Source organism: Haloarcula limicola, from assembly GCF_010119205.1.
Lineage (GTDB): Archaea > Halobacteriota > Halobacteria > Halobacteriales > Haloarculaceae > Haloarcula > Haloarcula limicola.
In genome coordinates this window covers 712,603-725,767 of sequence record NZ_WRXM01000002.1, presented here as the reverse complement: position 1 = coordinate 725,767, position 13,165 = coordinate 712,603, and the positions used below count along the sequence as shown (strand labels likewise).

The window sequence follows — 13,165 nt, the reverse complement described above, 5'->3', positions numbered from 1 at the left end:
TGAACGGGAGCTAGCGACTGTTCTGTTTCGGGCTTAAGCGGATGGTAAGGCGGCAACAGTACGGATATTCGGCTATTCTGGAAGGGAAACGTCGACCGCGCTCACGTCCGCGCTCTCGATCTCGCCGTCCTCTCGGACGAGCGTGAAGTGGACCGTCGTCCCCTCGCCGGGCGTGCTGTTGAGCCAGATCCGTCCCCCGTGACTCTGGACGATTTTCCGACAGAGCGCCAGCCCGATGCCCGTCGAATCGTCCCGGCCGGTCGTATAGAAGAGGTCGAACGCCTGCTCCTGCTCGTTCGGGTCGATCCCCGCGCCATTGTCCGCGACGGTTATCTCACACCGTTCCGGTTCGAGGGAGACGCCGATCTCGATGCGCGGGGGGTCGTCGCCCGCGTACTTGATCGCGTTGCTGACGAGGTTCTGAAACAGCTGTTCGAGCCGGTGTCTGTTGCCCCGGACGACGGGTAACTCCGCGACGGTCAACTCGGCGTCCGCCTCTTCGAGCCTGACCTCGAGGTCGATCCGCACGTCGTCGAGCACGTCGTTCAGGTCGACGAGCGTCATCTCGTCGTCGTCGCGGCCGACCCGGGAGTACTTGAGCAGGTCGTTGATGAACCGGCGCATCCGCTGGGCTCCCTCGACGGCGTACCCGATGAAGTCCCGCGCGTCCTCGTCGAGGTCGTCGCCGTATCGTCGTTCGAGCAGCCCGAGGTAGTTAGACACCATCCGGAGCGGCTCGCGCAGGTCGTGCGAGGCGACGTACGCGAACTGTTCGAGTTCGGCGTTCGACCGCTTGAGTTCGGTGACGACCGTGTCCAGTTCGGACTGGCGACGCTCCAGTTCGTCCTGGTGCTGTTTGAGCTCGGTGACGTCCTTGAAGATCAGCACCAGCGCCGACTCGTCGCCGACGTCCAGGGGTTTCCCGTTGACGAGGAGCCAGTGTCTGGGGCCGTCGGAGCGGTCCGGATCGGGGTCGTATCCCACCACCGACGGGCCGGTCGAGAGTATCTGCTGGAAGTGAAACTCCATCGAGGAGACGGGCTGGCCCGACTCGTCGTAGATGCGGCCCGACAGCTGATCGGTGACGCGGGCGCACCCGGTATCGGTGCTGAACTGGAGGATCTCCTCGGCGTGTCGGTTGACGCGCGTGATCCGCCCGTCGACAACGATGGCGATTCCCACCGGACTCGTCTCGACGACCTGCTTCGAGAGGTTCGACCAGCGGTCGATCGACGTCCAGTCGTCGACCTCCCGCAACCCGTCGTCCCGTCGCTCCTCGGTCGCGCCGTCGAGTGCACCGCTGTCCGCGAGCGCGGTCCGAACCGTCTCCTGCCGGAACGCCGCCGGATCCGCGTCCGTGAGCCGCTCGTCGTACCTGCCGTCCTCGGTGTTCGACTCGGCGTCGCCGTGTTGAAACAGAATCACCGGCAGGTCGCTTCGGCTCTCCTCGACCGCGGCGAGAAACGAGGCGACGTCGAGTTTCGGGAGTCGCGTGTCGACGACGAGGCAGTCGACGATACCCGTCCTGAGTCGGTCGAGCGCGGCGTCGGTCGACTCGGTGACGGTGCCGACGACCGCGACCCCGTCGACCGTGGGGAGGAACGACCCCAGCGCCTCGACCGTCGGCCCGAGATAGAGAACTCCTGCTTGTCCAGTCATCGGTTACCGATCGGGACCCGTCCGGTCCGAGATATCCGGGGTGTTCGCCGCGTCCGACCCTACCTTCTGTCCGGAATCAGCCATAGCTAGTAAAGGGAACGAAGGCCCGAGTAAAATGGTTTTGTACGGTTAGACGACCAGTCTCGCCCTACTTACCTCAGGGTAAACGGGGCCACCAACCAGTCGGTTCGCTGAACTATATGTGGCGTTGTCGCCTTCGAACGAACAGAGGCAGCAAAGATGACTGAAACCCCATCCGTCGCCGAGGTCCCCGAGGTGAATCGTCGATGAAACTACCGATCGATCAGCGCGTCGCCGTCGCCCGAGAACTGCTCAGTGGCTGGTCAGAGGACGAATACGAGGGACTGTCCGCCGAGTGCAAGGTAAATCTCCAGGAGGCAATCGATTTCCTGCAATACTACGAGCAGGCACGCCGAGAAGATGAGGTAAAAAAATGAGCCACGGCCAATCTTTCGACGAGGAGAACGTCGAAGCGGACGATTGGCCGGACTTCGAACTGGCCCCCACGTACAACCCGAAGTTCCTCCCCGCGTCGGTCGAGGTCGAGACCGACGAAGTGGTGCTCTACGACCCCGAGGACTGCGACGGCGGCAGCGACCGGTGGATCTCCGCCGACCGCGACTCGCACGTCTCGCTCTCGGATTCCCAATAACCGGATTATCACGCGCTGTCCCGCCCCGCGACGCTTCGTCCGGCCGCCGTCCCGCCGCGCCGTCGATGTGGCCCCCTGTCTGCACGCTCTCCAAATCCCCCAGCGTCGACGCCGACCGACATCGTACCGACCGAATACGGGCTTTAGCAACCGGATAATAAGGTGTATACGGGCCGTCGTCTCGAACGGAGTGGGCTCGGCTCATGGAGCCGCTGTTCGTGGCGCGACCGCCACGGCGGGCCGACCGCGGCCTCGATGCCGCGTCGCCTCGTTTCGAAACCTACCCCCACCCCACCACCCCCAACCCCACCCCCCACCTTGCTGTGATAGCAGTTCCCGCAGTGACTACTACGGATCGCGGCTCTCCGACTGACTGCCCGCCCGACTACTACGGATCGCGGCTCTCCGACTGACTGCCCGCCCGTGACTTCGCTCGTCGCTCGGTGCGTAGCTCGGGCGCAAAAGTCGATTTCCGCGCGATCTCCCCTCCAACTGTCCGGATATCCCACGACGGTATCGAAATGACCGATACAAATATGTCGCCTCCAGGTTCCAAATAGTTCTTAATGAGCAGCCAAACGCCGGAGCGGATTTCGACGGGGATCTCGGGACTCGACGAGGTGCTCCACGGGGGTCTGATAGCGAACCGCAGCTATCTGGTCCGCGGCGAACCGGGGACGGGGAAGACGATCCTCGGGACGCACTTTCTCAAAGCGGGAGCCGACCGGAGCGAGACGGTGCTGTACGTCAACCTAGAGGAGACGACCGAGGACATCAAGACGAACGCCGCGACGCTCGGCATCGACCTCGACGACGTGGCGTTCCTCGATCTGAGCCCGGACTCGGAGATGTTCGCTCACAACCAATCCTACGACATCTTCGCGCCGAGCGAGGTCGAACAGTCCTCGCTGACCGACGCCGTGACCGAACGCGTCGAGGACCTACAGCCCGACAGGGTGTTCATCGACCCCATCACGCGGCTCCGGCATCTGACGCCCGACGACCACCAGTTCCGCCAGCAGGTCATCGCCTTCATGCAGTATCTCCGGGAGGCCGGCGCGACCGTCGTCTTCACCTCCCAGAACACGGAGTCGATCCCCGACGACGATCTCCAGTTCATGAGCGACGGGACGATCAAGATCGACCTCGGCGAGTTCGGGCGCACCGTGACCGTCCCCAAGTTCCGCGGGTCGCAGATTCGAGGCGGGACACATGCGATGCGGATCCGCGACGAGAGCGTCGCGGTGTTCCCGGAGCTCCAGCCCAGCAGTTACGACCGCGAGTTCGTCGCCGAATCCATCCCCTCCGGCGTTCCGGAGATGGACGAGCTGCTCCACGGCGGTGTCGAACGCGGGACCATCACCGTCATCAGCGGCCCGACCGGCGTCGGCAAGACCACGACGGGGACGCAGTTCATGAAGGAGGCTGCCGACCGGGGCGAACGCTCGGTCGTCTACATGTTCGAGGAGACGAAGGGGACGTTCCTCCGGCGGAGCGAGGCCATCGACATGCCCGTCCGACAGATGCTCGAACGGGACGCGCTGAACGTCCACGAGATCGAGGCGCTCGACTTCTCGCCGGAGGAGTTCGCCCACCTCGTCCGCGAGGACGTCGAAGCGCACGACACCAGCATCGTGATGATCGACGGGATCGACGGCTATCAGCTCTCGCTTCGGGGCGAGGAGTCCGGACTCGTCCGCAAACTGCACACGCTCTGTCGCTACCTCAAGAACATGGGCGTCACCGTCATCCTCGTCGAGGAGACGGAGGCGGTGACCGGTCGGTTCACCGCCACCGAAGCGGGCATCAGCTACCTTGCGGACAACATCGTTTTCCTCCAGCACCTCGAACTGGAGGGGCGGATGCGCAAGGCCATCGGCGTCCTGAAAAAGCGGACTAGCGACTTCGAACGCACCCTCCGCGAGTTCCGCATCACCGAACGCGGCATCGAGGTCGGCGAGTCGCTCACCGACCTCCGCGGCATCCTCAGTGACGCGCCGACGACTCGCGTGCGAGCGGAGGAACAGGACGACTGATGGGCGTCGCGTTGGTCCTCGCCCTCTCGAAGAAGCGACGGAACCTCGAGTTGCTCGCGGACCTCCTAGAGGACGTGAGTACGGAGGTGAGCGTCGCCACCGAGGTCGACGAGTTCGAGGCGCTGTTGACCGAACACGGGGAGATATCGATGGCCGTCATCGACATCGACGGCTTCACGCGCGACATTTGGGACCGCTCCGAGCGGCTCCGGGAGGCGGGTATTCCGGTGCTGGTCCTGACGATGTCGGCCCCCTCGGACATCCGCGAGGAAGCCATGCGACACGGCGCACAGCGCATCCTCGAAAAGCCGATCGAGAAGGCGACGCTGCGGGCGACGGTCCGGACCCTCGCGAACTAGGCCCGCGGCAGTCGAACGCGGAAGGCGCTCCCCCTCGGGTCGGTATCGACGACGCCGACCGACCCGCCGTAGCGTTCGATGCGCTCGGGGAGGTGAGCCGGTGACACCGAGTCGGCTATATAATGGAAATAGAACCGTCCCGGCGCGAACTCGACCGGGCGGACGTCTCGTCGTCGCGGCGAGGCCTTCGTTCCGGACCGAATTACAGCAGCGAGCCGTCGTCCGTTCCGCTCTCGGTGGACGTCTGATTCGACCCGTCGGTTTCCGTCTGCGTCGCCGTTTGCGTCTGTGTTTCAGTTCGGGTTCGCGTCTCGGTCTGCGTCTCAGTCTGAGTCTGTGTCTGCGTCGCGGTCGCCGTTTGCGTCTGCGTCGCGGTTGCCGTCTGTGTCTGCGTCTGCGTCTGCGTCGCCGTTTGCGTTTGCGTCGCGGTTGCTGTCTGCGTCGCGGTCGCTGTTTGCGTCTGCGTCGCGGTTGCCGTCTGCGTTGCCGTCGCCGTCTGGTCCGGCTGGTTCGGCTGGTTCACGTCACCGTCGTCGGTGTCGTCGTTCGAACCACCGAAATTCGAATCGTTCGCTTCGGTCGTGGACCGTTCGGGCGTCTCGGTCGGGCCCGAGAGCAACGGCTCGTCGGTTGCCGTCGCCGTCGGCGTTTGCGTGGCCGTCTCGGGGGCCTGCGTCTCCGTCACCGAATCGGTCGGCTCCGTCGAATCGGTCGCCGTCGCCGGAGTCGCGGTCGACGGCGCTTGCGTGGCCGTCGGATCGGCGGGCTGTGTGGCTCCGTCGTCCGGCGTCCCGCCGATATCGGCGTTTATCGACCCGACACCGACCGTCAGCGCCAACCCACCGACGAACAGCAGGAACCCCAAGCCGAACAGGACCTTCTGGATCATGTCACTGCCCCCTCGTCACGCGGCACTCTCGGTACCTGCTGGCGACGGTGACGGCGTGACGAATCGACCTGCAGCGATCTCATAGATTCTGCTACGTCTTCGCCGGTAATTATTATCGAGCCGCTAAGTCGGCGAAGTCGGGCGAACGGAATCGGTACGGTGTGTTTTCGGCGGTTTTCCGATTCGGGTCCGCTCGCCGGGGGCCGCCGCGACCGGGCTTGTGCGATGCGTAACTAAGGGGGTCGGAGTCAAAGGGTACGTAACTGCTACATGTCTCGCCCGTCGATCGCACGGTGGACGAACGATGACGCCCCGGCGGGTCGTCGAGAGTGGTCGCTGACCGTCGCCGGCGACACGACGTTCACCGATGCGACACAGCCGACCGTCGGCGAGGACCTCCGGGCCGCCCTCGCCGACGCCGACCTCGCCGTGACGAACCTCGAAGCGCCGATCGCCGGTCGCGGGTCACCGATCTCGAAGTCCGGACCGGTCACCGAGACCGTCGCCGAGACGCCGGAATTCGCCCTCGAGATGGGGTTCGACGCCGTCACGCTCGCCAACAACCACCTGATGGATATGGGTCCCGAAGGGCTCGAACACACTGTCGAGCGATGCCGGGAAGCGGGACTCGAAACCTGCGGCGTCGGCGAGTCGCCGACCGACGCGCTCGACCCGCTTCGAACTGACGTCGGGGGGCAGTCGGTCGCGATCGTCAACGTCTGCGAGCGGGAGTTCGGGGCCGCCGACCGCGGCGGTCCGGGGACGGCGTGGGTCGGCCACGCCGACGCGACCGGAGCGGTCAGAGAGGCCGAGGAGAGGGCAGACGTCGTCGTCGTAGTCGCCCACGGCGGCGTCGAGTACCTCCCGCTCCCCCCGCTCGGTCACCAGCGCCGACTCCGCTCGTTCGCCGAAGCCGGTGCCGACCTCGTCGTCGGCCACCACCCGCACGTTCCGCAGGGCTGGGAGCGCCACGCGGAGACGCCGATCTGCTACAGTCTCGGCAACTTCCGGTTCGACATCCCCGGCCGGACGAAGACGGAGTGGGGCCTGCTCGTCGACGCGACGTTCGCCGGCGAGACGCTCGTCTCGGTGGACCTGCGGCCGGTCGAGCGTCGCGACGACGCCGTGGCGTTCATGGGCGAGCGATGGTCCGTCGAGGACCATCGACCGTACTTCGAGCGCGTCTCGGGGATCACGGCCGACAGGGACGCCCTGCAGGCGCACTGGCAGGAACTCGCCGTCCGCATCTTCGAGCAGCGCTACGGGCGTTGGCTGCGTATCGGCACCGGGAGCGACCTCCCCTCGCTCATCCGCCATCCGCTCCAGTACCTGCACGGAGAGCGCCTCTGGAGCGGCGACGACCGCGAGCGGGAGCTGTTGACGCTGTTGAACCTGGTCCGCAACGAGTCCCATCGCGACCTCATCGAGACCGCCGTGAGCGTCAAGACCGGTGACCGGCCGGACCGCCGGACCCCCGAGGTCCGCGAGACGGTCAGAGAGCTGTTAGCACAGACCGAAGACGAGCCGGTGTACGACCGCCCCTCGCCGGCGATTCAACTTTTCAACGCCGTCTCCGCTCGGCTGCGCGAGTCGATCACGCAGACCGGCAAACGGCTCCGCCCGCGTTCCGTCTCCGACCGCCTGTGAACGGATAACAGACCATAACGGGTCTCTAAGTGCTCGATTAGCGGCCTCATATATAGGGGGAGACGGGCAGACTACTAGGACGAAATGAGTGATGACTCCACTGAGCGGTCACAGACCGTGACACGGCGGCGCATGCTCGCGGCGCTCTCCTCTGTCGGCGCTGCCGGCGTCGCCGGCTGTGACGGGCTCAGCTCATCGCCGGAGACGCCCGAGAACGGTACCGCCCCCGCAACCGATTCGGCCGCCAGCGGCACCGAGGCGGGCACCGATGCCCAGTCCAAAGCGGTCTACACCGGCGAGACGATTCCGCCCACCTCCTACGACGAGCTCGCGAGCCAAGCGCCGACCACGGCCGCGCCCGCGGGCGAGGTGACGAACCCGGTCCTGACGGCCGACGACGTCACCGACTTCGGCCGCGCCGACTACGTCGCAGACCCCTACATGTTCCGCGAGGGTGGCAACTGGCACCTCTTCTTCGAAGTGGTCAACGAGAACCGCTCGCCCGACGCCGCCATCGGTCACGCCAGCAGTAAGGACGGCTTGGACTGGCAGTACACCGGGATCGTCCTCGAGAAGAACGCGCACACGTCCTACCCGTTCATCTGGAAGTGGCAGGGCGAGTACTACATGCTCCCGCCGACCGGGAAATCGGTCGAACTCTGGCACGCGAAGGACTTCCCGACCGGCTGGGAGCGGAAGGGGACCCTCATCGAGGAGGAGTACTTCACGCACGACCCGGTGATATTCCGCTACAACGACCGCTGGTGGCTGTTCACCTCCCGAGAGAACCAGGACGTCATGGCGTTCCACTCGAAGGAGCTCACCGCCTCGACGGACGCCTGGACGGCCCACTCCGCCAATCCGGTCGTCGAAGACCGACAGTGGGCCGCCCGACAGGGCGGTCGCCCGGTCGTCATCAACGACACGCCCCACCTGTTCTTCCAGGACGTCCAGTACGAGTACGGCGACAAGATCCGCGCGTTCAAGGTGAACGAGCTGACGACCGACGCCTACAGCGACACGGAGGCCGCCCACTCCCCGGTTCTCGTCGGCTTCGGGAGCGGGTGGAACGCCATCAAGATGCACCACTACGACCCGTGGGCGCTGGGCGGCGATAACGGCTGGCGCTGTGCGGTCGACGGCGCGTTCGACGACGACGGCGACGGCGTCGAGTGGAGCATCGGCATCTTCGACGCCCCCAACCACCGGGACCCGAACAAGCAGTCGATCCCCTACGACCCCGAGAAGACGAACGGGTACTTCCGATTCGACGGGAACTCGACGGTCGCCGTCGACGACTCGGGCAACAAGAACCACGGGATGATTCGCGGCGCGACGAAGACCGACGTCGGGAACTGCAAGGGCCGACGCTTCGAGGAGGGCCGCGACCGCGTCGTCTTCCCCACGCGGTTCGACGCGATAGACACCGACGCGTTCACGCTGTTCTTCCGCGGTCGACTGCAGTCGACGGACGAGACGCAGGCCCTGTTCGACTACAGCTCGCGACACATCCAGCGCCGACTCGCGGCTCGGTTCGATCCGAGCGCGAGCGGCTGGAAGTTCGACTTCACCGGCACCGGCGGTCAGACGCGACCGGCCGTCGAGGCGCCCGTCTCGGCCGGCGAGCCGTTCCAGCTCGCGATAGCCTACAAGCAGGGCGACGGCTATCGCATCTTCCAGGACGGGAAGGAACTCACGCAGGCCCGCGATGTGGGCAGCGTCTACCACGAGGTCTGTCTCCCCCTGCTGGGCTCGACGCTCCCCGGACAGTACTCCTGGAAGGGCGACATCTCGCACTTCGGCGTCTTCGGCGAGGCGCTCACCGAGAAGGACCTCTCCTCGTTCACGTCCTCCGTCTGTTCCTCGAAGTAAACCGCCCATCGCATTACCGGCATCAACTGCCGAAATCTGCGTCGCGCTTCGATTCGGTATTCGTCCGAAATCGCTCGAAAACCCCCTCGCACGACTGCTTCTCCGAGAGAGCGCCCATCCGAGGCCGCCCCCACGCGTTACCGAATTGGTCAGCGAAAAACGTGGTCTCGCTCTAGCGGAGATAGAATGAGTGTTCGGTACGCGGGAGTGCGGTCGCCGTGAGCACGCAGAGCGCCGGAATCGACGCGAAACAGTTCGTCACCAACCTCCGAGCGTTCCGCTACCGAGAGGTGATGATGGTGGCTGCGACGCTGGCCGTCGTCGTCGGATCGGTCGTCTTCTTCCCGGGCGCCGAGAACGTCACCCGGGGGCTCCAGTCGAACGTCTCGGGGACGCTGCTCGCCCTGTTCGTCGTCGTCGCCGTCGGTGCCGGCGCGGTCAAGGGGATGATCGGGTTCGGGTACTCGCTCATCACGACGCCCATCTTCGCGTCCGTCATCGACCCGACGCTCGCGGTCGTCGTCCTCGCGATCCCGCCGTGGATGATAAACATGTTCCAGGTCGGCGAGACCGACACCGGGCTCGAGTTCGTCCGCCGGGAGTGGGTGCTGCTGCTGCTCGCCGTCGTCGGGTCGGTCGTCGGCGTCACCTTCCTCGCGGAGTTCAGCACCGGCCCGATCGTCCCGTTCCTCATCGGGCTCGTCATCTTCGGGTACGTCCTCTTTCAGGTCTTTCAGAACTTCGTGACCATCGAGGGGGCTCACCACCCGGTCGCGCTCAGCGTCACCGGGTTCCTCGAGGGGTTCTTACTCGCCGTCGCCAACCTCGGGCCGCTCCTCCCCGCGTACTTCCACACCTTCGAGCGCGACGTCGACCGCTACATCGGCGGGCTGTCAATGGTGCTGGCGACCATCTTCACGGTCCGCATCCTGCAGATGGTCCTCTTCACCGACCTCATGACGACCTATCGCCTCTGGCTGGGCTCGGTCATCGCCGTCGTCACCGTCGTCGGCCTGCTGCTGGGGACGTACCTGCGACGGCTGGAGTTCGACGAGGAGAAGTTCAACTGGTTCGTCGTCGCGCTCCTGTTCGTCATCACGCTCAACATCTTCCGGAACACGATACCGGCCCTGTTCCTCTGAGGTTTCCGTCGTTCGAGGGTCGCTCTCGGCCGAAAAGCGCCGACGGAGTCCCTACCGCCCTGTCGTGTCGTTACCGCGCGTCCAGATACGCCTGCAGCGCGGCCAGTCCCGAGCGGTTCTCCTCGGCGTACGGTTCGATGTACCGCCCGAACCGACTGACCGGTTCCGGTAGCGAGTCGAGCAGGTCGACGATCTCCGAGAGGTGCATCGCGCCGGTCAGGACCGTCGCCAGCCCGAAGACCAGCAGGCCGATGGGCGGAACGACCGCCAGCGCCAGATACGTGTTCTGGATGAGCAGCGAGAGCCCGACGATGGGGACGGCACCGATGACCGTCGTCGCCAGTATGCGGGCACCGCGGAAGTCGCCGAACGGTTCGTAGCCCAGCACGCGCGCCCCCCAGGTGTGTGCCAGCGGGAGCGTGGCGTAGCCGGTCGTGGTCGCCACGGCGGCCCCGTACATCCCGTAGGTCGGGATGAGAAGCGCGTTCATCACGAAGTTCACGCCGGCGGCGACGCTGGTCACGAGTATCAGCGTCCGCATCTCGCCTTTGGCGTAGCTGATGGCGAAGACCGGACGACCGATGGCGTAGAACAGCGTCCCGGGAATCAGCAACAGGAGGGGTTCGACGGCCGCCTGTCCCTCCTCGCCGAGGTACAGCGGGACGAAGTCGTACGCCAGCGCCGCCAGCCCGACCGACAGCAGTATCGACAGCAGCGTCGTGTACCGGACGACCCGGTGAGAGATGGCGTTGATCTTCTCGATGCGGTCGTTGGCCCAGTGGTCGGAGACGGTCTGGACCATCACGCTCTGGACCGACTTCGGTAGAATCCAGAGCAGTTGGACGATGACGAGCGCTCCCTTGTAGACGCCGACCGTGCTGCTGTTGGCGAGGAAGTACCCGAGCATCAGGACGTCCACGTGAATGAGCGACTGCATCAGGAAGTGATAGATGATGGCGCTGTTGTTGAAGTCGACCAGCTCCCGCTTCGGGAAATCGGACGGTAGCGGCTCGATGACGCGCGATAGCGTCAGCTCCCGCGCCATCGCGATGCTGGCGATGATAATGACGCCGCTGCTCGCGAGTATCTCGCCGACGAGGACGCCTTTGACGCCGTAGCCGAGCCACGCGAACGAGACTGCGAACAGACCGAACAGCGCCTTGTGAGCCACTCGCATCGGCTCGGAGAGGTGTTCGAGCTTCAGCCCCATGAGCGACCGCCGGACGTACGCGCGGAACTGCGCGACGATCGTGAGTACCGCGAGCAGGTAGAAGTAGCTCGTGTACTCCGGGCCGAGCGTGCTGGCGACGAGGCCGGTCCGGGCCGCGAGGGCGAGCGCACCGGCGGCGAGCAGCGCTAGCACGGCCGCGAGTACGAAGAAGTACGAGAAGACGTGCTCCTGCCAGTGGGGGATGTCCCGTTTCTCCGAGAGGAACTTCCGCGAGCCGCCGTTGATGCCGGAGCTCACCAGTATCATCAGGAGGCCGAACACCGCCATCACGGTCGCCCACTTCCCGTAGGTCCCGGCGCCGAGGAAGCGGAACAACAGCGGCGTGATGAAGACGGAGACGACGATGATCGCCAGGCGCGACCCGGCCACCGAGAGGAACGCCGTGAAGGTGTTTCGTTTCATAGTTGGTGCTCCGAACGAGTCGCGTTCGGTTTCGGTGTCGAGACCGTCTCAGTAGTCATCGCTGACTCGCACCTCCGGGTCGGTCGTCGCGTCGGTCGGGAGCTTCACGCCCGGTTCGAGCGTCGTCTCGGCGCCGGTTTCGACGCCGTCCCCGAGGACAGCGCCGAACGTCCGTCGGCGGGTCGAGACGCGGTCGCCCTTCACCGTGACGGAGACGGATCCGGCGTCGTCGCTCCCGTTTCGCACCGTCGTCTCGGCGCCGAGCTGGCAGTTTCGTCCGAGAACGCTGTCGCGGACGACCGATTCGCGGCCGACGCTCGTCCCCGCCATGAGGACGCTGTTCTCGACTTCGGCCTCCGTCCCGATCCCGGTAGCGGTGCCGAGTAGCGTCGGCCCGCGAACGGTCGCGCCGCGGCCGACGAACGCGCCGGACTCGACGACCGCCGGCCCCTCGACGACCGCGTCCCGGGCGACGGACGCATCGGGTTCGACGACCACGTCGCCCTCGACGGTCGCGTCCTCGTGGACGTCGCCGCCGAGCGCTCGGCTCTGACGGTCGACGTGTCGCTCGTTGGCCGCCAGTAGCTCCCACGGTCGGCCCACGTCCAGCCAGTCGTCGATGACGACCGGGGTGACGTCGCTGTCGTCGATGACGCGGTTGAGGACGTCGGTGAGCTCGCGCTCGCCCCGCTCGCTCTCGGCCACGTCGAGCGCCTCGCGGGCGGCGGCGGGAAAGACGTACGCGCCGGCGTTGACGAGATTACTCGGCGGCTCTGCGGGTTTCTCCAGCAGGCCGCTGACCGTCCCGCCGTCGACCTCCACGACGCCGTAGTTCGACGGCTCGTCCACTCGCGTACAGGCGATGGAGGGCGCGCTCTCGAAGAGGCGAGCGAGCGCGTCCGACTCGTAGACGTTGTCGCCGTTGAGCACGGCGAACGGGCCGTCGAGGTGTTCCTGCGCGGCCGCGACGGCGTCGGCCGTGCCCTGTTGGTCTGCCTGTTCGGCGTAGTGGACCGGCGCGTCGCCGACGCTGTCGCCGAGGTGGCGCTTCACCTGTTCTCCTTCGTAGCCGACGACGACGATGACCTCCTCAGCGCCGGCCGAGACGGCGGTTCGCGCGACGTGTTCGACCAGCGGTGTCCCCCCGACGCCGAGCATCGGCTTCGGTCGCTGGTCTGTCAGCGGCCGCATCCGCGTCCCTTCTCCGGCGGCCAGTATGACGGCTTGCATAGCTCTTGTCTCCCCTTCTGTCCCT

Annotated in this window: 12 protein-coding genes; 7 read left to right on the top strand and 5 right to left on the bottom strand. The window is 65.9% G+C overall.

Annotated elements, in window-relative coordinates; all coding sequences use genetic code 11:
- Window positions 1-72: 72 nt before the first annotated feature.
- Window positions 73-1,659: an ATP-binding protein gene (locus GO488_RS13110; RefSeq protein ID WP_162318275.1), complete on the bottom strand. Its 1,587-nt coding sequence runs from the start codon at window positions 1,657-1,659 to the stop codon at window positions 73-75.
- Window positions 1,660-1,946: 287 nt separating this feature from the next.
- Between GO488_RS13110 and GO488_RS13105 the strand changes: the two genes are divergently transcribed.
- From GO488_RS13105 to GO488_RS13090, 4 genes are all read left to right on the top strand, one after another.
- The gene (locus tag GO488_RS13105; protein ID WP_162318274.1) at window positions 1,947-2,117 is read left to right on the top strand and encodes a hypothetical protein; all 171 of its coding nucleotides are present in this window, start codon (window positions 1,947-1,949) and stop codon (window positions 2,115-2,117) included.
- Window positions 2,114-2,332, top strand: coding sequence for a hypothetical protein (locus tag GO488_RS13100; RefSeq protein ID WP_162318273.1), 219 nt, complete (start codon window positions 2,114-2,116; stop codon window positions 2,330-2,332). Before GO488_RS13105 ends, GO488_RS13100 begins: the two co-directional genes overlap by 4 nt.
- A gap of 566 nt (window positions 2,333-2,898) precedes the next feature.
- Complete coding sequence (locus tag GO488_RS13095) at window positions 2,899-4,368, top strand: ATPase domain-containing protein (RefSeq protein ID WP_162318272.1); 1,470 nt, start codon at window positions 2,899-2,901, stop codon at window positions 4,366-4,368.
- Window positions 4,368-4,727, top strand: a complete 360-nt coding sequence (locus GO488_RS13090) for a response regulator (protein ID WP_241692941.1) — start codon at window positions 4,368-4,370, stop codon at window positions 4,725-4,727. Before GO488_RS13095 ends, GO488_RS13090 begins: the two co-directional genes overlap by 1 nt.
- Here GO488_RS13090 and GO488_RS20090 read toward each other — a convergent pair.
- Window positions 4,724-4,834: a HAMP domain-containing histidine kinase gene (locus GO488_RS20090; RefSeq protein ID WP_162318271.1), complete on the bottom strand. Its 111-nt coding sequence runs from the start codon at window positions 4,832-4,834 to the stop codon at window positions 4,724-4,726. The genes GO488_RS13090 and GO488_RS20090 overlap by 4 nt on opposite strands.
- 95 nt (window positions 4,835-4,929) lie before the next feature.
- Window positions 4,930-5,616 (bottom strand): hypothetical protein, encoded by a 687-nt coding sequence (locus GO488_RS13080; RefSeq protein WP_162318270.1) that lies wholly within the window; start codon window positions 5,614-5,616, stop codon window positions 4,930-4,932.
- Window positions 5,617-5,886: 270 nt separating this feature from the next.
- Between GO488_RS13080 and GO488_RS13075 the strand changes: the two genes are divergently transcribed.
- The 3 genes from GO488_RS13075 (at window position 5,887) to GO488_RS13065 (ending at window position 10,277) form a co-directional block, all read left to right on the top strand.
- Window positions 5,887-7,263, top strand: a complete 1,377-nt coding sequence (locus GO488_RS13075) for a CapA family protein (RefSeq protein WP_162318269.1) — start codon at window positions 5,887-5,889, stop codon at window positions 7,261-7,263.
- A gap of 117 nt (window positions 7,264-7,380) precedes the next feature.
- On the top strand, window positions 7,381-9,135 hold the full coding sequence (locus GO488_RS13070) for a glucosamine inositolphosphorylceramide transferase family protein (RefSeq protein ID WP_162318268.1): 1,755 nt from the start codon (window positions 7,381-7,383) through the stop codon (window positions 9,133-9,135).
- Window positions 9,136-9,353: 218 nt separating this feature from the next.
- Window positions 9,354-10,277, top strand: coding sequence for a TSUP family transporter (locus GO488_RS13065; RefSeq protein WP_162318267.1), 924 nt, complete (start codon window positions 9,354-9,356; stop codon window positions 10,275-10,277).
- A 70-nt stretch (window positions 10,278-10,347) separates the two neighbouring features.
- On the opposite strand, the gene GO488_RS13060 is transcribed toward GO488_RS13065, so the two are convergent.
- Both GO488_RS13060 and glmU read right to left on the bottom strand, forming a co-directional pair.
- Entirely contained in the window at window positions 10,348-11,910 is a 1,563-nt protein-coding gene (locus tag GO488_RS13060) for an oligosaccharide flippase family protein (protein ID WP_162318266.1), read from the bottom strand.
- 48 nt (window positions 11,911-11,958) lie between these two features.
- Complete coding sequence (gene glmU, locus GO488_RS13055) at window positions 11,959-13,140, bottom strand: bifunctional sugar-1-phosphate nucleotidylyltransferase/acetyltransferase (RefSeq protein WP_162318265.1); 1,182 nt, start codon at window positions 13,138-13,140, stop codon at window positions 11,959-11,961.
- Window positions 13,141-13,165: the final 25 nt, after the last annotated feature.